Genomic DNA, 21,838 nt, shown 5'->3' on the forward strand with positions numbered 1-21,838 from the left:
AGGCTACCGCCCAGACGGCCCCACCAACGGCGGCGAGGCGCGCCCTCGCCGGCAGGCGGTCACCAGGCGAATGCGCTCAACGGTTCAATACTGATGGGTATTCAATACCGGTGAGTATGCTAGGCTTCGGTCATGACCGACTCCAACCCGCCTGCTGTCGCCAGGCGGACGCCGCGTGCCGAGGTTCGGCGGCGGCTCCGCGAGGCCGCCGCGCAAGAGTTCGCCGAACGCGGCTACGACGAGAGCCGCCTGGAGGACATCGCCGCTCGCGCGGGGTTCACCAAGGGCGCCGTCTATTCGAACTTCAAGTCGAAGCAGGAACTGTTCGGCTCGGTCCTGGCCGACCGCGCCGACATCGAGCTCAGTGCGGTCACGGACCACCTTGCCGCCGTCGACGACGTCAAGGAAGCCGTCGCCGACGCGGCCAGGCTCGTCGCGGGCGAGATCACCGGCGACACCCAACGCGGGCAGCTCGGTTTCGAGTTCGCTTCACGTGCCAGGCGCGATGAGCAGGTTCGAGACGTCCTCGCCCCGCTGCGTCGGTCCCAGAGGCAGGCCGCAGCCGAGTTGCTCGCCGCCGTGGCCGAACGGTTGGGCGGTGACACCGCCGTCGAACCCGAGCTGGCGGGACTCATCGTCCACTGCCTGAGCAACGGCCTGTCGATGGAGCACGCCGTCGACCCCGAGGGCGTCGACGGCGCGACCGTCGAAGCGGCCATCGCGGCCACACTCACCGCGCTCCTTCCCGCCGACCGAACTGGAGGGAACCGATGAAGACCACCCCGATCGCGGCGGCCCTCGGATTCGCCCTGACCGTGGCACTCGGCGGGTGCGCCAGCGGGACCGAGGACACCACCTGGGACCTCGGCGCGTTCAGCGGCGACCTGACCATCGAGATCGCCGGTGCCGACCTCGACCTTCGCGAGGCCGGGCCAGGCGATGCGGAGGAGGCGATCACCGTCACGCGCCACGCCACCGCCGGCCGCGACATCGAGGCCGATCCTTCCCTCGACAACCAGATTCTCGATCTGACCGCCGAATGCGGCTTCAGCCTGGTCGGCGACTGCACGATCGGCTACGAGGTCACCGTCCCGCCGGGGACCCCGGTGACCGTCAGCGGCGACAGCGGCTCGGTCACCGCCGTCGCCCTCGGCGCCGCGACGACCATCAGCACCGACAGCGGCGCGATCACGATCGAGGAGGCCGCAGGCCCGCTCGGCCTGCGCACCGACAACGGCGCGATCGCCGTCCACGACGTCTCCTCGAGGAGCGTCGAGGCCGTCTCCTCGAACGGCGCCGTCGACCTTGGCTTCGGCGAGGTCCCCGACGAGGTGAGCGTCGCCACGGAGAACGGCGCGGTCACCGTCTCAGTTCCCGCGGCCGACTACCGGGTCACCACGACGACCGACAACGGCGCCATCGACAACGACCTCACCGATTCCGGCACCAGTCCCCACCGCATCGACGTCACCACCGAGAACGGCGCGATCAAGCTGCGCAACGGCGATTGACCGCCCCGCGGTCACTCCGCCGCCCACCGCCGAGTCGACGCATCGCCCTCGATCCCGAGGCGACCGTCCAGGACCGGCCCCGCACCCACCCTCCCGAAAGGCGCTGGACCATGCGCAAGGACTACATCGACTGGCTCCGCAACCTCGCCATCCTGTACTTGATTCCGTACCACACCGCCCGCGTCTTCGACGGCCTCAACGACTTCTACATCAAGGGCGAACCCAACGCCGTCGCCGATGTCGTCGTCTCCGCGTCGTACTGGTTCATGCCGCTGCTGTTCCTGCTCTCCGGCGTGTCGAGCCGCCATGCCCTCCAGAAGCGAACGGCGGGCGCGTACGCGCGCGAGCGCTTCGCCCGCCTGCTGGTGCCCTTCCTGTTCGGCTGCCTCCTCATCGTCCCGCCCCAGGCGTACTACGCGATGCGGTTCCACCTCGGCTACCAGGGCGACTACCTGGACTTCCTCGTGAAGTACTTCACCGACTTCTCCGACTGGTCCGAGTACGCCGGCGGCATCTCCCCGGCGCACCTGTGGTTCATCCTGTTCCTGTTCGTCATCTCGCTGGCGCTCCTGCCGCTGATGACCCGCCTGGGCCGCCACGACCGGCTGCCGCGCCCGCTGCGCGGTGCGGGCCTGGTCCTCGTCCCCTCCCTGGCCCTGGCCGCCCTCGCACTGCTGCCCGACCTCAGCGGCAAGAACATCTTCGTGTACGCCGCGTACGTACTGCTCGGATTCATCCTCGCCGCCGACGACGCCCTCGACCGCGTCGAGCACGTCCGCAGGGTCTCGCTGGTCGTCGCATTGATCGGTGCCGCGGGCATCGCGGTCGAACTGGCGGTCCTCGGTCCGGACTCGGGCCCTCTCGCGGCGGCATGGCGAGCCGCCGCCACCTGGGCGGCGGTACTGGCGATGCTCGGCTACGGCAAGCGTTACCTCAACGTCCGCTCGAAGTTCACGGCCTACTTCAATCCCGCGGCCTTCCCGGTCTACATCGTGCACCAGACCATCCTGGTCGCCGTCGGGTTCTATGTCGTCGGCGTCATCGACCACGGGGCGATCCCATTCGCGCTCATCGCCGTCGGCACATTCGTGCTGAGCTTCGGCGCTTACGAACTCCTCCGCAGAACCGGGCCCACCCGGTTCATGTTCGGACTCAAGAGCACACGATCGGCCGCGATGCCGCTCCCGAGCCGGGGGAGGAGTGCGGCAGTTCCCCGCTCGGTGTCGCAGGGGCGTGTCAGACTCTGGAGTTCCCGAGAACGGTAGGAGGCGTCATGTCCATTGAATCGGAAGTCCAGGTGGTGGCGGAGGAGTTCGGGATTGCGTTGCTGTCGAATGACGTGTCGCGGATCGCCGGGTACTTCACCGACGACTGGGTGTACGTCGGCCCGGACGGCATGGTCGCCAAGGCCGAGTTGATCGAGTGGATCGCCTCTGGCCGCCTCGCGCACCACACCATGGAGGCGGCCGGGCCCGAGCGTACCGTCGCGACGAGCGACGCGCTCCTGGTCACCTGTCGGCGCGTCAGTACCGGTGCCTGGGAAGGCGATCCGTACACCGCCGACGAGTGGCTCACCGACCTCTGGGTGCGGAGCGGCAACACCTGGAAGTGCGCCTTCAGCCAGAAGACACCCGCCTGAGACCTTCGGGAGGCCTCGACTGCGGCCGGTCAGGGCGCAGGCCGGTGGATAAGGTTTGCTGCGTGGAGATTCATGTTGCGAAATCCGGGTCCGACGGCGCTGCCGGGACAGTCGACGCGCCGCTTGTCAGCATTGGGGCCGCGGCTGCGTTGGCGCAGCCGGGGGACAGCGTCGTGGTGCATGAAGGTGTGTACCGGGAGTGGGTGAATCCGCCTCGGGGCGGGACGGCCGGGGCGCCGATCACGTACAGGGCCGCGTCGGGCGCGGACGGCGGGTTCGAGGCGGTCACGATCTCCGGTGCGGAGGTCGTCGACGACTGGCGGCCGCACCCGGGCGCCGAGGGGGTTTGGACGACGACGGTGCCGAACAGTCTGTTCGGGGAGGTCAACCCGTATGCGGAGCGGATCGGCGGGGACTGGTTCTTCGACCGGGTCAACACGTGGCACACCGGGGAGGTGTACCTCGACGGGAAGTCGATGTACGAGTCGTTGACGCTCGGCGGTGTCGAGCGCCCGGAGGTCACCGAGGACTCGTTCGACCAGGCCGGCTCACTGCTGACGTGGTACTGCGAGGCGGGGGAGGAGGTCACGACGATCTGGGCGAACTTCGGGGGCGCCGACCCGGGCGAGCACGAGATCGAGATCAACGCGAGGAAGTTCGTGTTCTGGCCCGAGGCTACGGGCATCGACCACATCGCGGTGCGCGGCTTCACCCTGACCAAGGCCGCCACGCAGTGGGCGCCGCCCACCGCGCTCCAAGAGGGCCTCATCGGACCGCACTGGTCCAAGGGCTGGGTGATCGAGGACAACACGATCACCGACTCGAAGAACGTCGGCGTCTCCCTGGGCAAGGAGGCGAGCACCGGACAGAACGAGTGGGGCGCGGGGCCGAAGGGCGGCAAAGGCGGCACGCAGCGCGAACGCGAGGTGATCCAGCGGGCGCTCGCCCTGCGCGGGCCCGACGCGGGCGAGGCGCGGCCGTGGCATCGCGACCATGTCGGCTCGCACACGGTGCGCCGCAACACGATCCGCGACTGCGAGCAGGCGGGCATCGTCGGGCACCTCGGCGCGGCGTTCTCGACCATCGCCGACAATCACATCTCCCGCATCCACGTGAAGCGGCAGTGGCACGGCGCCGAGGTCGCCGGGATCAAGCTGCACGCGGCCATCGACACCGTGATCAGCGGCAACACCATCCACCACACGCACCGCGCGCTGTGGCTCGACTGGCAGGCCCAGGGCACCCTGGTGCGGCGCAACGTCTTCTACGCCTCCACCGCCGAGGACTTCATGGTCGAGGTCTGCCACGGCCCGTACCTCGTGGACTCGAACCTGTTCCTGTCGCCGTGGTCGGTCAAGGACATGGCCACCGGCGGCGCCTACGTGCACAACTATTTTGCGGGCCGCATCGCGAACTGCACCGAGCACCAGCGGTACACCCCCTACCACCTCCCGCACGACACGGCCGTCTACGGCGTCTCGAACATCCTCGGCGGCGACGACCGGTTCTACAACAACGTCTTCGTCGGCGACGGCGCCGAACCGCAGGACGGCACGGCGCTCGCGAGCTTCTGGAACGGTGCCATCGACATCGACGGCGTGCCCGGCCAGGCGACCTTCGTCCCGACCCCCGTGGGCACCTCGCAGTACGACGCGTACCCGACGCCCGAGGAGTACCCGAACGAGGACGGCGGCGCGCTGGCCGGGCCCCGCCTGCCGGTCAGCGCCGAAGGCAACGTGTACGCGGAGGGCGCCGAGCCGTTCCGGGCCGAACCCGCGCCCCGTGTCGTCGGCGCGTCGCCGGTACGCGTCGAGGTGCACGACGCCGACGCGGGGACCGTCCGCGTCGAGGTGGCCGAGGCCGGGCCCGTCGTCGCCCCGGTGACGACCGCGCGCCTCGGGACGAGCTACCAGGCCGAGATGGGCTACACCGACCCCGACGGGTCCGATCTGGACTTCGGCACCGACTTCGACGGCCTGCCGCGCGACCAGGTCGTGCCCGGTCCGTTCGCGGTCCCCGGCACCCGGATCGTGAAGGCGCCGGGCCGCCGGGGGTTATGCGGGCGGGGGAGCGGCGGTCTCCCGCTCCACCAGGCGCACTTGGAGGGTGGTCGCCTGCTCGGGCCTGGCCTTGCCCGCGAGGCGGTCCATCATGAGGCGGACGGTCTCGGCGGCCTTGCCGGGGAGGTCCTGGGCGACGGTGGTGAGCTTCGGGGTCACGTAGGAGGCGATGTCGGCGTTGTCGTAGCCGACCACCGAGACGTCCCCGGGCACGGAGCGCCCGGCGTTCGCGAGGCCTTCGACCACGCCGATAGCGAGGAGGTCGGCGGTGGTGAAGACCGCCGTCACGTCGGGGCGCTCGGCCGCGAGCCAGCGCCCGTGGGCCTCGCCCTCGGCGTGGCCGATGTCGACCGTGGACACCAGGTCGGGGTCGAACGCGATGCCGTTCTCGGCCAGGACCTTGCGGTAGCCCTCGAAGCGTTCGCGCACGACGCCGGTGGCCGAGAAGCCGGGTCCGGCGAAGGCGATGCGCCTGTGGCCCAAGGCGATGAGGTGGCGCACGGCGAGTTCGGCGCCGCCGAAGTCGTCGGAGCGGACTTCGAGGGCGAGGGGGTTGGCGGAGTAGGAGTCCATCGCGACGAGGGCGACGCCGCCGATGGCGGCGGCCTTGAGGCGGTCGATCTCGCTGTCCTGGAAGCCGAGCAGGACGGCGCCGTCGAGGTTCCAGGAGCGGAGGGCCTCGGTGATCTCCTCGCGGCGGGCGATGCCGCGCAGCATGAGGTGGTAGTCCAGGCGCCGCAGCTCGCGCTCCATCATGCCGACGACCTCGACGGTGTGCGGGTCGATCGTCAGGCTCGCCTCGCCCGCGGCGGGCACGAGGAGGCCGACGAGGCGCGAGGTGCGGCCGGCGAGGCTGCGGGCGGAGGCGCTGGGGATGTAGCCGCGCTCCTTGACGATGCGCATGATGCGCTCGCGGGTGGCCGCGGAGACCCGCGACTGCTTGCCGTTGACGACATTGGACACGGTCATGAGGCTGACGCCGGCCTCTGCCGCGATGTCCTTCAGCGTGACGCCCAACGGGGCTCCTCTCGGGGTGTGCTCGGCGGCGGCTCCGGCACCGGCAAACGTTCTCGGTCCACCTGCGCGAAATCCGCCGTTGACAAGTGTGACATCCGTGGTCTAACATTCCGAGCTAGGTATAGCGCTAAACCTATCATGCGCTGGGACATCACCATGCCCAGGGCCCTATTTTCAGCGCGTCAGCAACGAACGGAGCCACATTGCAATCGGCACAGCCAACCGGTCCCGGCACCGAATGGTGGCGGAACGCGGTGATCTACCAGGTCTACCCGCGCAGCTTCGCGGACGCCGACGGCGACGGCACCGGCGACCTCGCGGGCGTCCGCGCCCGCCTGCCCCACCTGGCCGAACTCGGCGTCGACGCCCTGTGGTTCACCCCCTGGTACCGCTCGCCGCAGGCCGACGGCGGCTACGACGTGGCCGACTACCGCGAGATCGACCCCGCCTTCGGCACCCTCGCCGACGCCGAGGCCCTCATCGCCGACGCGCTCGCACTGGGCATCCGCACCATCGTCGACATCGTCCCCAACCACATCTCTTCACAGCACTCCTGGTTCCAGGAGGCCCTCGCCGCCGCCCCCGGCGACCCCGCCCGCGAGCGCTTCTGGTTCCACGACGGCAAAGGCGAGGACGGCGCCCAGATCCCCACCGGCTGGACCTCCAGCTTCGGCGGCCAGACCTGGACCCGCACCGCCGCCCCCGACGGCGCGCCCGGCCAGTGGTACCTGCACATGTTCACCCCCGAGCAGCCCGACCTCAACTGGAACCACCCCGACGTCGCCGCCGAGCACGAGGCCGTCCTGCGCTTCTGGTACGACCGCGGCGTCGCCGGGGTCCGCATCGACTCGGCCTCCATGCTCGCCAAGGACCCCGAGCTGCCCGAGGTGGGGGAGGACCACGGCCCCGGCGCGCACCCGCACAACGACCGCGACGAGGTCCACGACGTCTACCGGCGCTGGCGCAAGATCGCCGACTCCTACGAGGAGCCGCGCCTCCTCGTCGGCGAGGTCTGGCTCGCCGACAACGACCGCTTCGTGCGCTACCTGCGCGACGACGAGATGCACATGGCGTTCAACTTCGACTTCATGACCCGCCCCTGGGACGCCGAGTCCCTCGCGGCCTCGATCCGCGACACCCTCGACTCCCACGCCGGGGTCAGCGCCCCGCCCAGCTGGGTCCTCTCCAACCACGACGTGACCCGCCCCGTCACCCGCTACGGGCGCGAGGACTCCTCGTTCTCCTTCGCCGCCAAGCGCTTCGGCACCCCAACCGACCTGGGGCTGGGTGCCCGCCGGGCCCGCGCCGCCGCGCTGCTCACCGCCGCGCTCCCCGGCGTCCTCTACATCTACCAGGGCGACGAACTGGGACTGCCCGAAGTGGAGGACTTCCCCGAAGGCGTCCGCGAGGACCCCATGCACTTCCGCTCCGGCGGCGTCGACCCCGGCCGCGACGGCTGCCGCGTCCCCCTGCCGTGGACCGCCGAAGGCCCGACCGCCGGGTTCAACTCAGGCGGCGCGGCCACCTGGCTGCCCCAGCCCGAAGGCTGGGGCGCGTACGCCGCCGAGGCCCAGGCCGACGACCCCGACTCGTTCCTCACCCTCTACCGCCGGGCGATCCGCCTGCGCCGCAGCGAGCCCGCGCTCCGCGGCGACGCCTTCGCCTGGACCGACACCGAACCCGGCGTCCTCGCCTTCCGGCGAGGCGAGGACCTCACCTGCGTCGTCAACTTCGCCGACGCGCCCGCGGCCCTGCCCGACCACACCGAAGTGCTGCTCGCCAGCGCTCCTCTCGATGGAGTCCTGCTGCCGAGCGACACCGCGGTGTGGCTGCGGACATGACCGCGCATCAATCCCTCAACCGATATCCGCATCTACAAGGAGTGACCATGAAAACCTCTCGTGCAGCGGCGGCCGTCGCCGCGGCGGCCCTCACCGCGGTGGGCCTGGGCGCATGCTCGGACGACGAACCGGACGACGGCCGCACCCACATCACGGTGACCATCGACGCCGGACTCGAACAGGCCGCCATCGACGCCTTCCAGGCCCGCATCGACCAGTTCGAGGACGCCAACCCCGACATCGCCGTCGAGACCCAGGAGTACACCTGGACCGCCGGGACCTTCACCGCCCAGCTCGCCGGCGGCACCCTGCCCGACGTCTTCACCGTCCCGTTCACCGACGGGCGCGGCCTCATCGAGCGCGGCCAGATCGCCGACATCGGCGACCTCACCGCCGCCCTGCCCTACCGCGAGGACTACAACCCGAACATCGCGGCCGCCGGCGAAGACCCCGAAGGCGACATGTGGGCGATCCCGATCGCCGCCTACGGCCAAGGCCTGCACTACAACCGGACCCTCTTCGAGGCCGCCGGGCTCGACCCCGACGCCCCGCCGACCACCTGGGCTGAGATCCAGTCCGCCGCCGAGACCATCAGCGATGAGACCGGCGAGGCCGGATACGCCGTCATGACCAACGACAACACCGGCGGCTGGATCCTCACCACCGTCGTCAACGCCCTCGGCGGCCGCACCGAGGCCGACGGCGCCGCCACCATCGACACGCCGCAGATGCGCGAGGCGCTCGCCCAGCTCCAGGCCATGCGCTGGGACGACAACTCCATGGGCGACAACTTCCTGTACGACTGGGCCACCATCAACCAGGAGTTCGCCTCCGGCCGCATCGGCATGTACGTCTCCGGCGGCGGCAACTACGGCAACCTGTTCACCCAGAACGCCCTCAACCCCGACGACTACGGCCTGACCGTGCTGCCGCTCGCCGACGACCCGAACGCGGGCGTCCTCGGCGGCGGCACCCTCGCCGTCGTCAGCCCGAACGCCGAGACCGACGAGCAGGCCGCCGCCGTCAAGTGGATCGACTTCTACTACATGGAGAAGCTCACCGTCCAGGAGGCCGCCGTCGCCGACGCCGAGGTCAAGGCCGAGACCGACCAGCCCGTGGGCGCCCCCGAGCTCCCGGTCTTCGACAAGGCCACCTACGACGAGGTCCAGACCTGGATCGCCGAGTACGTGAACGTCCCCGTCGAGCAGATGGCCCCCTACACCGGCCAGGTGTTCGACCAGCCGCTCCTCAACGAGCCCGTCACCGCCACCCAGGAGGTCTACGGCGTCCTCGACACCGTCGTCCAGTCCATCCTGACCGAGGAGGGCGCCGACATCGACGCCCTGCTCGAAACCGCCCAGGCCGAAGCCCAGGCCGCGATCGACGCGGCCGCGTAGCGGAAGAACGACATGTCCTCGATCGACACCCGTCCCGCCGGTGTCACCGGCGACCGGGCCAGGCCGCGCACCGCGGCCCGGCCCGGTCGCCCGGGCCTCCTCGCCCGCGCCCGCGGCGGCCTCCCCACACTGGTGTTCCTGGCGCCCATGATCATCGTGTTCGGCGTCTTCTCCTGGCTGCCCATCGGACGCGCGGTCGTCATGAGCTTCCAGCGCACCAACCTCGTGTCCGACCCCGTCTGGGTCGGCCTCGCGAACTTCCAACAGGTCTTCGCCGACCCGCAACTGCTCACCGCCGTCCAGAACACCGCCTACTTCGCGGTCCTCGCCCTGCTCTTCGGCTACCCGATCCCGCTCGTCGCCGCGATCCTCATGAGCGAGGTCCGCAAGATGCGCGGCCTCTTCAGCGCCCTCGCCTACCTGCCCGTGGTCGTGCCCCCCGTCGTCGCCGTCCTGCTGTGGAAGCTCTTCTACGACGCAGGCGAGGACGGCGTCTTCAACACCATCCTCGGCTGGGTCGGCATCGGCCCCGTCGCCTGGCTCCAAGACGCCGACATCGTCATGCCCTCACTGGTCCTGGAGGCCACCTGGGCCGCCGCCGGCGGCACCGTCATCATCTACCTCGCCGCCCTCACCGGCGTCGACCCCAGCCTCTACGAGGCCGCCGAGATCGACGGCGCGGGCGTGTGGCACAAGCTCTGGCACATCACACTCCCGCAACTGCGCGGCATCCTCCTCATCACCTTCATCCTCCAGATCATCGGCACCGCACAGGTCTTCCTGGAGCCGTTCCTGTTCACCGACGGCGGCCCCGCCAACAAGACCCTGACGCTCCTGCTCCTGATCTACCGCTACGCGTTCACCAACTCGCTCGGCGGCGACTACGGCGCGGCCGCGGCCCTGAGCCTCTTGCTCGCCCTCGTCCTCACGGCCTTCTCGGTGCTGTACTTCCGCCTCACCCGATCCTGGAGCAGCTCATGAGCAAGGGCACCGACCGGGGGCTCATCGCCCCCACCGACTGGAAGCGCCCCAGCGTCAAATGGACGACCCGGATCGCGCACCTCGCGCTCCTGGCCTGCCTCGCCGTCGCCGGACTCGGCCCCATGCTGTGGCTCCTCAAAGCCGCCGTCACGCCCACCCAGGACACACTGCGCCAACCGATGGCACTGTGGCCCAACGGCTTCGACTTCGCCAACCTCGTCGAGGCCTGGACCCGCGTCGAGCTCGACAAGTACTTCTTCAACACCCTCGCCCTCGCCGCCGGGTCCTGGGCCGTGCAGCTCGTCGTCGCCACCACCGGCGGCTTCGCCCTCGCCGTCCTGCGCCCCAAGATCGGCAAGGCCATTTCCGGCGCGGTCCTGGCGACCCTGTTCGTGCCCAGCGTGGTCCTCCTCGTCCCGCTCTACCTCACCGTCCTCGACCCGCCCCTGCTCGGCACCTCGCTGCTCAACACCTTCTGGGCCGTATGGCTGCCCGCCGGGGCCAGCGCCTTCAACGTGCTGCTCATGCAGCGGTTCTTCGCGAACCTGCCCCGCGAGATCTTCGAGGCCGCGCGGGTCGACGGGGCCGGGCCCTACCGGCTGTTCTGGTCGATCGTGCTGCCCATGTCGCGCCCGATCATCGGCGTGGTCTCGGTGTTCGCCGTCATCGCCTCCTGGAAGGACTTCCTCTGGCCGATGCTCGTGCTGCCCGACCCGAACCTCCAGCCGCTCTCGGTGCGCCTGCCGATCCTCCAGCAGTTCGTGGAGCTCGACGTGTTCCTTGCGGCGCTGGCGATCTCCTCGCTCATCCCGATCGCGCTGTTCCTGGTGTTCCAGCGGATGTTCCTCAGCGGCGCGAGCCTCGGGGGAGCGGTCAAGGGCTGACCGCCGACGTCCGGAGCGGCGGGGCCGGGGGACCGCACCCCCCTCGGCCCCGCCGCTCCGGCTTGTCCTATTGACAGTGATCTATCCCTAATGATAAAAAGATAGGAATATTTAGAGAGAGCGCTCTCTCGGAACCCCCATCGTTCCGGGCCGACCCGCTCCCTCGCCCACGGAACGAGAGGACGAATCCGTGAGACCACCCCGCTTTCCCGTCATCGCCCGCCGCACCAGGACCCGCCTCCTCGCGCTCGCCTGCGCCGCCGTCGCGGCCGCGACGGCCGGCACGATCGCCGTCACCAACGCCGGGGCCCAGGAGGCCGACCCCGCCGACGTCCAGGCCCAAGCGCTGACCTGGAGCGACGAGTTCAACGCCGCCTCCGGCACCGCACCCGACTCCTCCAAGTGGCGCTACGACATCGGCGGCGGCGGTTGGGGCAACAACGAGCACCAGTACTACACGAACAGCACCTCCAACGCCGCGCACGACGGCAACGGCAACATGGTCATCACCGCCCGCCGGGAGAACCCTTCGGGCTACCAGTGCTGGTACGGCGCCTGCCAGTACACCTCGGCGCGGCTGCTCACCTCGCAGACGTTCACCCAGGCGTACGGGCGCTTCGAGGCCCGCATCCAGATCCCGCGCGGCCAGGGCATCTGGCCCGCGTTCTGGATGCTCGGCGACGACATCGGCTCCGTGGGCTGGCCGCAGAGCGGCGAGATCGACATCATGGAGAACGTCGGCTTCGAGCCCAACACCGTCCACGGCACGCTCCACGGCCCCGGCTACTCCGGCGGCGCGGGCGTGGGCGGCGCCTACACGATCGGGGAGCCGTTCGCGAACGGCTTCCACACCTTCGCGGTCGACTGGTCGCCGACCTCCATCACCTGGTCGGTCGACGGCGTCAACTACCAGACGAAGAACACCGGGAGCATCGGCGGCAACGAGTGGGTGTTCGACCACCCGTTCTTCATGATCCTGAACGTCGCGGTGGGCGGCAACTGGCCCGGCTACCCCGACGGCTCCACGCAGTTCCCGCAGCAGATGAAGATCGACTACGTGCGCGTCTACTCCGGTGCGACGAGTTCGGGCGGCGCGATCTCGGGCCTGGCCGGCAAGTGCCTCGACGTCGAGGGCTCCGGCACCGCCGACGGCACGCCCGTGCAGCTCTACACCTGCAACGGCACCAACGCCCAGAAATGGACCGCACCCGGCGACGGGACGCTCCGAGCCCTCGGCAAATGCCTCGACGTGGCGAACGGCTCCACCGCCGACGGCACTCCGGTCCGATTGTGGACCTGCAACGGCTCCGGCGCCCAGCAGTGGGCCTTCTCCGGCGCGAACGACATCGTGAACCCGCAGGCCGACAAGTGCTTGGACGTGCCCTGGGCCAACTCGGCCGACGGCACGAACCTCCAGATCGCCACCTGTAGCGGCAACCCCGCGCAGAAGTGGTACCGGTGAGGCCGGGATGAGGAGGGGGCGTGCGCGGCACCGGCCGCGCACGCCCCGGTTCCCCTGACGGGCCCGTTCCCGGCGGACCCCGGGGCCGAACGGCGCGACAACCGTATTTCGTTACCTCCCGCCGCGGCCGCACGGTCAGCGCCAGCGGATCGCGCGCTTCACGGCGGGGACGCCGCCGCACACCTCCGCGTCGCCCGCCGCCGCGACCGCGTTGACGACGAGGAAGGCGTGGGCCAGCATCGCGAGGGTCACGTGCCGGTACCACCCCTCCCACCTGCGGACCTGGTAGTGGTCGAGCCCGCACTCGGCGTTCGCGGCACGGAGGCACGCCGCCATGGCCCGGCGCGCGTCGGCGGTGCGCACGATCTCCTCGCGCTGCACGGAGTCCGCGTGGAAGCACAGGTAGTAGACGAGTTCGCCGGTGCGCTGGGGCGAGCGCCGCACCAGCAGCGTGCGGACGAACCCGGGAGGGAGACCGGAGTCGGCCGGGAGGGTCGCCCAGGCCCAGTCGTACTCGCGCGCACCGCAGGCGCCCGGACGGGTCGCCATCCGGTGCCAGGCCGAGTCCGGCGCGCGGCTCGCCAGGACGTCGACCCGACCGTCCTCCTCCAGCTCCTGAAGCATCTGCGTGAGGGGCACCTCGACGACGTACGGCAGGCGTCGGGCCGACAGGAACGTCAGGAAGGCGCTGTCGCGCCCGTAGGTCGCGTCGGCGGCCACCCATCCGGCCTCGACGCCGGCCGAGACGGCGCGCGCGATCATCGCCTCCGCCAGCCGCGGTTTCGCCAGCGCCCCTTCGGCGGCGCGGGCGGGAGGGACTCCCGCGGCCTCGCAGCGGACGGGGTCGTCGGTCCAGGAGGCCGGCAGGTGGAGCTCCCGGTCGATCAGTGCGGCACCGCGCTCGCCGACGTAGGCGAGGAACACGCCCACCTGGCAGTTCTCGACCCGGTCGGCGGTGCGCGAGTACTGGCGCTGCACGCCGACCGAGGCGGGGCCCCGCTTGACGAAGCCGGCCTCGTCGATCACCAGCGCCCCTGCGGGATCGGCCAGGTGCGCGGCGGCGTAGGCGCGCAACGCGTCGCGCAGGAGGTCGGCCGACCAGACCGCCCGGCTCAGGAAGTGCTGCACCCCAACGGGGGTCGAGTCGCCGGCGGCCTGGGCGAGCTGCCAGCCGCTCTTGCGCTCCACCGGGGCCAGCAGGCTCACCAGATACGACCTGGCGCGTCGGCGCAGTTCGACCCTTCCGAACAATTCTCCAACCGTAGAGAAAACCTCGTCCAACCGTGAACGCCATTCCGTGATCTCTTGGGGCGCAACATCTTTGACCATCAATTGCAATGATAGGAAGTCACGAAACACGATTGTCGACCCAGTTCCGAACGGGAATCGCGGAGTGGGAGCGGCGACGGCGGCGGCGCGGTGATCCTGATTGCAGGCGATCGAACCACCTGTTCGATCCATTGCCGAAAAGGACAAGCACAATGCCCACTTACCGCATCCATTTGCGGCGACCCACAACGGAGTCGCCCTACTACGACTGGTCGGAGACCGTGGTCGCGAAGAGCGAGCAGGTCGCACTCGGCCGGGCCTACCAGAGCTGGGTGGAGGACGTGTCGTACCACGTGCCGCCGCTGTCGCTGTGCCACTACACGATCAAGGACGTCTACCAGAGCTCGGTCCTCGGCCTCGGCGCCGTGACCAACGCCCAGCAGGCGTTCGCGGACGAGCTCGAGGGCAAGCTCCAGGAGTTCCTCGGGAAGAAGCTCGACGGCAAGTTCGCGACCGTGTCCTACCCGGCCGGCTTCAACTACGGGATCACCTACGGCCCCGACGTGTTCTACAACCCGGCGACGCTGGGCGACCTCGACACGCTGCTCACGCCGTCCAGCGGCGGACAGCTCTCGCTCGGCGGCGGCCGCTTCTCGTCGCTCTACCGCCAGGTCCTCGGGGCGACCGTCTTCGGTTTCTCCAAGTCCGACCTCAACACCATGCAGTCCCAGGACTCCGCCGCGTCGGCGCAGATCGCGTCGATCCTGCGCGAGTTCGAGCAGGCCCACGGCACCTACTCCAACCCGCTGCCGTTCGGCGGCAAGCTCCAGGACGTCTTCAACCAACTGCTGGCGCTGTACGGATCGCTCGACAAACTGCCCAAATCGCTTACCGCGCTCTACAACGCGATCGCCGCCTACCAGAAGATGGCGGACGACAGCATCAAACTGCACAGCCGGTACTACGAGGCCACCGCCCTGCTGGAAGCGGCCAGGGTCGCCATCCTGAAGCCGACCAAGGCGAACGGCGGCGAGCAGATCGGCGCCGACTCCTATTTCGTCGGCTACACGCCCGACAAGCTGCCCACCGCGAACCAGCTCATCGGCGGCCTGAAGACCGACTCGAACGCCGTGTCGCTCAACATGCGCCTGTCGAACTTCTCCTCGACCTCGACCGACCTGAGCCTGTCGGGGAAGGCGGGGTTCTCGATCCCGATCATGGACGTCGCGTCCTTCAACTTCGGCGGATCGGCGTCCTACGACCTGTCGACCTACACGTCGAGCTCGTCCGACATCGAGATCGACCTCTCCTACAAGGGCGTCACGATCCTCAGCGCGGCACCGTCGGTGCTGTCGGACGACGGCACGACCGGTTGGTACGACGAGCAGCTGCTCGACGAGGTCGTGGCGAAGACCGGGAAGGACGCGACCGGCTACCAGCTCCAGGGCAGCGAGTTCAATGTGGACGAGCTGTTCGGCAAGGGGAAGGCCCTGTCGCGCCTGAAGACCTTCGTCATCTCGCAGCAGCCGCAGATGTCCATGACCTTCAGGGGGAGCAACGCCAGCAAGGTCACCAGCGACATGAAGGTCGGTGCGAAGGCGTCGATCGACCTGTTCGGGCTGTTCCGCGTCGGTTCGGCCTCGGCCTCCTACGGTGTGGACAAGGTGGACACGAGTTCGAGCGACGGCTCGGTCACCGTCACCTTCGGCCCGCCCGAGCCGAGCGGCACGACCCCGCTCGAACAGCAGCTGGCCTACGTGATGGGCGGTGTCCCGTCCTATCCGGCGAGCGACGCCTGACACCGTCGCGGGAGCCGCTGGCCGCACTCCCGCGACGAGGGCGGGGCCGACCTTCCAGGCGGCCCCGCTCCACCGGCAGGCCCGGCGCGTCCCCCGTAGACGCCGCCGACAGCCCGCGGCACCTGCCGCGGCAGGGGACCGGCGCCCGAAGCGCCGCAACCCGACACGCACTTTCCGTCCAACTCCGGCATGTCGTCGCCGGACATGGATCGACTGCAAGAAGGGAGTCGACCGATGAACATCTTCACTTGGAACATGCAGGGCTCGAAGGCTTCGACCGAGCTCGCGTGGAACACCGGCGTCGCGCCGCTCATGAGGGACCAGGCGGAAGCCGTCTGCTGCCTCCAGGAGTGCGGGGCCGTCCCGGAGTCCGCGACCGCGGTCCATTCGCCGGACCCGAACGTCCGGCTTTACAACTGGGGCGGAACGCACTCGCGGCCGGGCTACTGGATCGCCTGGTACCAGTCCGATCCGCACGGCAACCGCTGCAACCTCGCCGTCGTCTCGTCCACTAAGGTCCAGCCGCAGGGCGTCAGGGTCGTCAAGGCGGCGGGCGCGCACCAGTGGCGTCCCGCGCTCGGCGTCGACTTCGGCGGCATCGAGGTCTTCAGCATCCACGCCATCAGCCCCGGCGGGCCCGACGCGCGCGGCCTGCTGGAGGCGGTGTCCGGGGCGGTGCCGAGCGGCAAGCCGTGGGTGGCGGCCGGGGACTTCAACCGCGAACCGGGCATCACCGGCTTCCACTGCCACGCGCCCAAGCGCCCGACGTTCAACGCCAACAACGCGACTCCGGACCGGAAGCTCGACTGGTGCGCGACCTCCGCGGCGTACCCGGAGCTGGAAGGGGAGGTGATAACGGGTCTCCAGCGTTCCGACCACTACCCGGTGCTGTACGCGGGCATCAGCACTGCTGAGCAGTAGTCCGCGCGATGCGCTCAGGGGCCGGCGTTCGCCGGCCCCTGAGCCCTGTTTCCGTAACGCCCGAGGTCCACCCTCTAGCGGGCGGTTCACGAGCGCGGGTACGCCCCGTCCAGGGCGAGGTTGAGCTCGACCACGTTCACGGCCGGCTCGCCCATGAAGCCGAGGAACCTGCCGGTGGTGGCGTCGTCCACGAGCGCGCGGACTGCGGACTCGTCGGCGCCGCGCTCGGCGGCGATCCTCGGGATCTGGAGGGCCGCGTACTCGGGGGAGATGTGCGGGTCCAGGCCAGAACCGGAGGCCGTCACCGCGTCGGCTGGGACCTCGGGTTCGGCCGGGGCGTCGCCTTCGATCGGCGTGATGATCGCCTTCGCGTAGTCCGCGCCGTATTCGGCGCATTCGACCTGCACACCTTCGTATTCGGGGAGGAACGGGCTCGCGTCGCAGGGCTCGTTGAGGCTCACGACGCGGGTCACCTCGCCCGTGGTGCCCTCGGAGTAGAAGACCCCGAGGACCGCGCCCACGCCAGTGTCGGTGCAGTACGGCCGCGAGCCGTCCACGCCCTCGCGCTCGCCGATCGCGTAGGACCGCTCGCAGACCTGCGTGAGCAGGCTCTTGGAGGCGTTCTCGTCGCCGTCCCAGCCGAGCGCGGGGTCCGGCAGGGCGTCCACGACGTTCTCCGGGCCCAGGTTCGAGGCGCCCGAGACGAGCGGGTCGTAGTCGCCGTCCTCGCCCGCCGCCATCGAAGGGCGCGACTGGAAGTAGGCGAGCACCGCTTCGCCGTCGGCGTCCGTATAGGACTGTCCGATGAGCGAGGAGCCGACAACGTTCCCGTCCTCGTCGTACAGGAGTGAACCTTCGGCTTTGGCGTCGAGGCCCGGGATCTGGGCGACCGCGAGGACCGCCAGCGGGTACAGGACGCCGGTGATGACGGTGAGGACCAGCACCGCCCGCAGTGCGGCGAGATGCGTTGCGATCCAGCGAGGTAGACGTGCCATCTATGCCATCCCGGGAATGAGAGAGACCACCAGGTCGATGAGCTTGATGCCGATGAACGGCGTGACGATGCCGCCCAGCCCGTACACCAGCAGGTTCCGCCGCAGGAGCGAGGAGGCCGGGCCGGGCCGGTACGCGACGCCCTTGAGCGCCAGCGGGACCAGGGCGACGATGACGATCGCGTTGAACACGACGGCCGAGACGATCGCCGACTCCGGGCTCGCCAGGCGCATGATGTTGAGCGCGTCCAGGCCCGGGTAGATCACGGCGAAGATCGCCGGGATGATCGCGAAGTACTTGGCGATGTCGTTGGCGATGGAGAACGTGGTAAGCGCCCCGCGGGTCATGAGGAGCTGCTTGCCGATCCCCACGATCTCGATGAGCTTGGTCGGGTCCGAGTCGAGGTCGATCATGTTCCCGGCCTCCTTGGCCGCGGACGTCCCGGTGTTCATCGCGACGCCGACGTCGGCCGCGGCGAGCGCCGGGGCGTCGTTGGTGCCGTCGCCGGTCATCGCGACCATGCGCCCGGCCTCCTGCTCGCGCTTGATGAGCGCCATCTTGTCCTCGGGCTTGGCCTCGGCGAGGAAGTCGTCCACGCCCGCCTCGGCCGCGATCGCCTTGGCGGTGCGCGGGTTGTCGCCGGTGACCATCACCGTGCGGATGCCCATGGAGCGCAGCAGGGCGAAACGCTCGGCCATGCCCTCCTTGACGACGTCCTTGAGGTACACGACGCCCAGGACCCGGGCCGGCTCGCCCTCCTGGTGCTCCGCGACGACCAGCGGCGTGCCGCCCTCGCGCGAGACCTGGTCGACCAGGTCGTCCACGCGCGGGTTCGGGTCGCCGCCGTTGGCGCGGACCCAGGCGATCACGGAGGCCGCCGCGCCCTTGCGGACGCGGTGCACCGAGCCGTGCTCCTCGATGTCCACACCGGACATGCGGGTCTGCGCCGTGAACTCGACCCAGGTCGCCCCGGCGAGCTCGCCCTTCGGCCGCTCGCGCAGACCGTACGCCTCCTTGGCGTACACCACGACCGAGCGGCCCTCGGGCGTCTCGTCGGCGAGGCTGGAGAGCTGCGCGGCGTCGGCCAGCGCGCGGGCGCCGATCCCGGGGACGGCCAGGAACGAGGAGGCCCGGCGGTTGCCGTAGGTGACGGTGCCGGTCTTGTCGAGCAGCAGCGTGTCGACGTCCCCGGCGGCCTCGACGGCCCTGCCGGACATGGCGAGCACGTTCCGTTGCACGAGCCGGTCCATCCCGGCGATGCCGATGGCGCTCAGGAGCGCCCCGATCGTGGTCGGGATGAGGCACACCAGGAGCGAGACGAGCACGATCCCGGTGACGCCGTTGCCGTCCAGTACCGCGGTGTCAGGTGCGGCGGCCATGTGGTCCTTGGAGAAGATCGCGGCGGGCTGCATGGTGACCACGGCCAGGACGAAGATGATCGTCATCGCCGCGAGCAGGATGTTCAGCGCGATCTCGTTGGGGGTCTTGCGCCGCTCGGAGCCTTCGACAAGGGCGATCATGCGGTCCAGGAAGGACTTCCCGGGCTCGGCGGTGATGCGCACGACGATCCAGTCGGAGAGGACCCGCGTGCCGCCCATGACCGCGCAGCGGTCGCCGCCGGACTCGCGGATGACCGGCGCGGACTCGCCGGTGATCGCCGACTCGTCCACGCTGGCGATGCCGGTGACGACGTCGCCGTCCCCGGGGATCGTCTGCCCGGCCTCGACCAGGACGAGGTCGCCGCGGCGCAGGTCGGGCGCCGGGACCTCGACGGTGGCGACCCTGGGGGAGTCGATGTCGGGGTCCTGGTCGGCGAGCCGGCGGGCGAGGGTGTCGGTCTTGGCCTTGCGCAGCGAGTCGGCTTGGGCCTTGCCGCGGTCCTCGGCGATCGCCTCGGCGGCGTTGGCGAAGAGCACGGTGAGCCACAGCCACACCGTGATCGTCCAGGCGAACAGGCTCGGGTCGGCGAGGGCGAGCGCGGTGGTGAAGACCGCACCGAGCTCGACGATGAACATGACCGGGTTGCGCCACATCAGGCGCGGGTCGAGTTTGCGCAGCGCGGCGGGGGCGGACTTCGCCCACTGCTTCGGATCGAGGAGGCCGTTGCCGGCCTTCGGAGCCACAGTAGCCATTGAGGACATTGCGGGCGTCTCCTATTGCAGCCCGTCGGCCAGCGGGCCGAGGGCGAGGACGGGAAGGAAGGTCAGGGCGACGAGCACGATCGTCACGCCCACGACCATGCCGACGAACAGCGGCTTGTGGGTGGGGAAGGTCCCCGCGGTCGCCGGGACGGGCCGCTGCTTCGCGAGCGAGCCCGCGAGGGCGAGCACCAGGACGATCGGCAGGAGCCGCCCGAACAGCATGCACAGGCCGAGCACGGTGTTGAACCACGGCGTGTTCGCCCCGAACCCGGCGAAGGCCGAGCCGTTGTTGTTCGACGCGGAGGCGAAGGCGTACACCATCTCCGAGAGCCCGTGCGGGCCCGAGTCCTGCATGGACTCCAGGTTCGCGGGGACGGCGAGGGACGCGGCGAGGCCGATGAGCAGCAGCGCGGGCGTCACGAGGAAGTACAGGCTCGCGAGCTTGATCTCGCGGGCGCCGATCTTCTTCCTGAGGTACTCGGGGGTGCGCCCGACCATGAGTCCCGCGATGAACACGGTGATGACCGCAAGGACCAGCAGCCCGTAGAGCCCTGCGCCGACGCCGCCGGGCGCGACCTCGCCGAGCATCATGTTGAGCATGAGGACCCCGCCGCCGAACGACGTGAACGAGTCGTGGAAGGAGTTCACCGAGCCGGTGGACGTCAAGGTGGTCGCGGCGGCGAACACGCCGGAGTCGGCGACGCCGAAGCGGACCTCCTTGCCCTCCATCGCGGCGGCGACGGCCTGCGGGACCGTGCCGTTCGCGAACGACTCGAACCCGACGACCAGGCCGGTCGAGACGATCGCGATGACGCCCATGACGGCCGCGATCGCGTACCCCTGCCGGTCGTCCCCGGCCATGCGGCCGAAGACGCGCGGCATCGAGAACGGGATGCACAGGATGAGGTAGACGAGGATGAAGTTCGTCCAGCTCGTGGGGTTCTCGAACGGGTGGGAGGCGTTGGCGTTGAACGGCCCGCCGCCGTTGGTGCCGAGGTTCTTGATCGCCTCCTGGGTCGCGATGAGCCCGCCGGTGAGGGTCTGGTCCCCGCCGGTCGCGGTCTGCGCGGTCGTGAAGTCCGCGAGGTTCTGCACGACGCCTCCGGCGACGAGCGCGACCGCGGCGACCGAGGCGATCGGCAGCAGCACCCACAGGGTGACGCGCGTCAGGTCGACCCAGAAGTTCCCGAGCTTGTCGGTTGCCTTGCGGGCGAAGCCGCGCACCAGCGCGACGGCGACGGCGATGCCGACCGCGGCCGACACGAAGTTCTGCACCGACAGCCCGGCGGCCTGCACGACGATGCCCATAGTGGACTCGCCGGAGTAGGCCTGCCAGTTCGTGTTGGTCGTGAAGCTGACCGCGGTGTTCCACGCCAGTCCCGGTTCGACGCCGCCGAAGCCGTTGCCCAGCGGCAGCGAGCCCTGGAGGCGCTGGAGGAGGTACAGGAGCACGAGGCTGAGCGCGGAGAAGGCGAGCACGCTGCGCGCGTACCCGGTCCAGCGCTGCTCGGCGTCGGGGCGGACGCCCATCGCCTTGTAGAGGCCGCGTTCGACCCGGTTGTGGCGCTCGCGGGTGACGACCCGGAAGATGTGGTCGCCGAGCGGACGGTAGGTCGCGGCGAGGGCGGCGATCATCGCGGCGATGAACACGACGCCCGCGGTGGTCTCGCTCATCAGAAGCGCTCCGGTTTCAGCAGGGCGACGACGAGGTAGACGCCGACGAGGACGGCGAGGACGAGGCCGATGGCGTTGACGGCGCTCACAGCTTCTCCACCGCCTTGACGACCAGGGCGAGGACGACGAAGCAGACCGCCGTCAGGGCCAGGTAGGCGAGATCGGGCATGGCTTCCTTCCACTCGTTCGAGGGGGCGCGGCCGGTGCCGCGCCGCCGGGTCGGGGCCCGGCGGATTCGAGTGAACGCCC

At 70.0% G+C, this 21,838-nt stretch carries 17 protein-coding genes and 1 pseudogene; 12 read left to right on the forward strand and 6 right to left on the reverse strand.

All coding sequences use genetic code 11. From position 1 onward, the window contains the following. The first annotated feature begins 132 nt into the window (after positions 1-132). The 5 genes and pseudogenes from E9998_RS18240 to E9998_RS26955 form a co-directional block, all read left to right on the forward strand. Positions 133-774, forward strand: coding sequence for a TetR/AcrR family transcriptional regulator (locus E9998_RS18240; protein WP_136531128.1), 642 nt, complete (start codon positions 133-135; stop codon positions 772-774). After that, positions 771-1,511: a DUF4097 family beta strand repeat-containing protein gene (locus E9998_RS18245; RefSeq protein WP_136531129.1), complete on the forward strand. Its 741-nt coding sequence runs from the start codon at positions 771-773 to the stop codon at positions 1,509-1,511. Before E9998_RS18240 ends, E9998_RS18245 begins: the two co-directional genes overlap by 4 nt. Positions 1,512-1,621: 110 nt before the next feature. Then, entirely contained in the window at positions 1,622-2,776 is a 1,155-nt protein-coding gene (locus E9998_RS18250; RefSeq protein WP_136531130.1) for an acyltransferase family protein, read from the forward strand. Between the two features lie 8 nt (positions 2,777-2,784). Further along, positions 2,785-3,150 carry a nuclear transport factor 2 family protein gene (locus E9998_RS18255; protein ID WP_136531131.1) on the forward strand — a complete coding sequence of 122 codons (366 nt, stop codon included), beginning with the start codon at positions 2,785-2,787 and terminating at the stop codon, positions 3,148-3,150. A gap of 203 nt (positions 3,151-3,353) precedes the next feature. Beyond that, positions 3,354-3,782, forward strand: a pseudogene (locus tag E9998_RS26955) (right-handed parallel beta-helix repeat-containing protein); the annotation flags it as partial. Between the two features lie 1,422 nt (positions 3,783-5,204). On the opposite strand, the gene E9998_RS25455 reads toward E9998_RS26955, so the two are convergent. Then, positions 5,205-6,179, reverse strand: coding sequence for a LacI family DNA-binding transcriptional regulator (locus E9998_RS25455; protein ID WP_240037670.1), 975 nt, complete (start codon positions 6,177-6,179; stop codon positions 5,205-5,207). Between the two features lie 302 nt (positions 6,180-6,481). Between E9998_RS25455 and E9998_RS18265 the strand changes: the two genes are divergently transcribed. From E9998_RS18265 to E9998_RS18285, 5 genes are all read left to right on the forward strand, one after another. Next, a complete protein-coding gene (locus E9998_RS18265; RefSeq protein WP_240037666.1) occupies positions 6,482-8,068 on the forward strand; it encodes a glycoside hydrolase family 13 protein in 1,587 nt (528 codons plus the stop codon). Positions 8,069-8,115: 47 nt separating this feature from the next. Further along, positions 8,116-9,465 (forward strand): ABC transporter substrate-binding protein, encoded by a 1,350-nt coding sequence (locus E9998_RS18270; RefSeq protein WP_136531134.1) that lies wholly within the window; start codon positions 8,116-8,118, stop codon positions 9,463-9,465. Positions 9,466-9,477: 12 nt separating this feature from the next. After that, positions 9,478-10,446 (forward strand): carbohydrate ABC transporter permease, encoded by a 969-nt coding sequence (locus E9998_RS18275; protein WP_136531135.1) that lies wholly within the window; start codon positions 9,478-9,480, stop codon positions 10,444-10,446. Further along, positions 10,443-11,330 carry a carbohydrate ABC transporter permease gene (locus tag E9998_RS18280; RefSeq protein ID WP_136531136.1) on the forward strand — a complete coding sequence of 296 codons (888 nt, stop codon included), beginning with the start codon at positions 10,443-10,445 and terminating at the stop codon, positions 11,328-11,330. The genes E9998_RS18275 and E9998_RS18280 overlap by 4 nt, the downstream gene beginning before the upstream one ends. Positions 11,331-11,520: 190 nt before the next feature. Next, positions 11,521-12,792, forward strand: a complete 1,272-nt coding sequence (locus tag E9998_RS18285; RefSeq protein WP_204745522.1) for a glycoside hydrolase family 16 protein — start codon at positions 11,521-11,523, stop codon at positions 12,790-12,792. A 135-nt stretch (positions 12,793-12,927) separates the two neighbouring features. Here E9998_RS18285 and E9998_RS18290 read toward each other — a convergent pair whose 3' ends face one another. Next, positions 12,928-14,121: an IS701 family transposase gene (locus tag E9998_RS18290; protein WP_420842453.1), complete on the reverse strand. Its 1,194-nt coding sequence runs from the start codon at positions 14,119-14,121 to the stop codon at positions 12,928-12,930. A 152-nt stretch (positions 14,122-14,273) separates the two neighbouring features. Here E9998_RS18290 and E9998_RS18295 point away from each other — a divergent pair, with 152 nt between their 5' ends. Both E9998_RS18295 and E9998_RS18300 read left to right on the forward strand, forming a co-directional pair. Continuing rightward, complete coding sequence (locus E9998_RS18295; RefSeq protein WP_136531138.1) at positions 14,274-15,860, forward strand: hypothetical protein; 1,587 nt, start codon at positions 14,274-14,276, stop codon at positions 15,858-15,860. 234 nt (positions 15,861-16,094) lie between these two features. Beyond that, on the forward strand, positions 16,095-16,781 hold the full coding sequence (locus tag E9998_RS18300; protein ID WP_158299864.1) for an endonuclease/exonuclease/phosphatase family protein: 687 nt from the start codon (positions 16,095-16,097) through the stop codon (positions 16,779-16,781). 86 nt (positions 16,782-16,867) lie between these two features. Here E9998_RS18300 and E9998_RS18305 read toward each other — a convergent pair whose 3' ends face one another. From E9998_RS18305 to kdpF, 4 genes are read right to left on the reverse strand one after another with little or no spacing between them, the layout of a single operon-like run. Then, complete coding sequence (locus E9998_RS18305; protein ID WP_136531140.1) at positions 16,868-17,776, reverse strand: potassium-transporting ATPase subunit C; 909 nt, start codon at positions 17,774-17,776, stop codon at positions 16,868-16,870. Continuing rightward, positions 17,777-19,915 (reverse strand): potassium-transporting ATPase subunit KdpB, encoded by a 2,139-nt coding sequence (gene kdpB, locus E9998_RS18310; protein ID WP_136531141.1) that lies wholly within the window; start codon positions 19,913-19,915, stop codon positions 17,777-17,779. A gap of 12 nt (positions 19,916-19,927) precedes the next feature. Then, positions 19,928-21,589, reverse strand: coding sequence for a potassium-transporting ATPase subunit KdpA (gene kdpA, locus E9998_RS18315; protein WP_136531142.1), 1,662 nt, complete (start codon positions 21,587-21,589; stop codon positions 19,928-19,930). Beyond that, a complete protein-coding gene (gene kdpF, locus E9998_RS18320) occupies positions 21,589-21,678 on the reverse strand; it encodes a K(+)-transporting ATPase subunit F (protein WP_136531143.1) in 90 nt (29 codons plus the stop codon). The genes kdpA and kdpF overlap by 1 nt, the downstream gene beginning before the upstream one ends. Between the last annotated feature and the right edge of the window lie 160 nt (positions 21,679-21,838).

It is taken from the genome of Glycomyces paridis (assembly GCF_004912155.1).
In the GTDB taxonomy this organism is placed as follows: domain Bacteria; phylum Actinomycetota; class Actinomycetes; order Mycobacteriales; family Micromonosporaceae; genus Glycomyces; species Glycomyces paridis.

Bases quoted from the DNA above. Each gene is read 5' to 3' on its own strand.
- E9998_RS18240 (WP_136531128.1), top strand. From the start codon at position 133: ATGACCGACTCCAACCCGCCTGCTGTCGCCAGGCGGACGCCGCGTGCC.
- E9998_RS18245 (WP_136531129.1), top strand. From the start codon at position 771: ATGAAGACCACCCCGATCGCGGCGGCCCTCGGATTCGCCCTGACCGTG.
- E9998_RS18250 (WP_136531130.1), top strand. From the start codon at position 1,622: ATGCGCAAGGACTACATCGACTGGCTCCGCAACCTCGCCATCCTGTAC.
- E9998_RS18255 (WP_136531131.1), top strand. From the start codon at position 2,785: ATGTCCATTGAATCGGAAGTCCAGGTGGTGGCGGAGGAGTTCGGGATT.
- E9998_RS25455 (WP_240037670.1), bottom strand. From the start codon at position 6,179: ATGACCGTGTCCAATGTCGTCAACGGCAAGCAGTCGCGGGTCTCCGCG.
- E9998_RS18270 (WP_136531134.1), top strand. From the start codon at position 8,116: ATGAAAACCTCTCGTGCAGCGGCGGCCGTCGCCGCGGCGGCCCTCACC.
- E9998_RS18275 (WP_136531135.1), top strand. From the start codon at position 9,478: ATGTCCTCGATCGACACCCGTCCCGCCGGTGTCACCGGCGACCGGGCC.
- E9998_RS18280 (WP_136531136.1), top strand. From the start codon at position 10,443: ATGAGCAAGGGCACCGACCGGGGGCTCATCGCCCCCACCGACTGGAAG.
- E9998_RS18290 (WP_420842453.1), bottom strand. From the start codon at position 14,121: ATGGTCAAAGATGTTGCGCCCCAAGAGATCACGGAATGGCGTTCACGG.
- E9998_RS18295 (WP_136531138.1), top strand. From the start codon at position 14,274: ATGCCCACTTACCGCATCCATTTGCGGCGACCCACAACGGAGTCGCCC.
- E9998_RS18300 (WP_158299864.1), top strand. From the start codon at position 16,095: ATGAACATCTTCACTTGGAACATGCAGGGCTCGAAGGCTTCGACCGAG.
- E9998_RS18305 (WP_136531140.1), bottom strand. From the start codon at position 17,776: ATGGCACGTCTACCTCGCTGGATCGCAACGCATCTCGCCGCACTGCGG.
- kdpB (WP_136531141.1), bottom strand. From the start codon at position 19,915: ATGTCCTCAATGGCTACTGTGGCTCCGAAGGCCGGCAACGGCCTCCTC.
- kdpA (WP_136531142.1), bottom strand. From the start codon at position 21,589: ATGAGCGAGACCACCGCGGGCGTCGTGTTCATCGCCGCGATGATCGCC.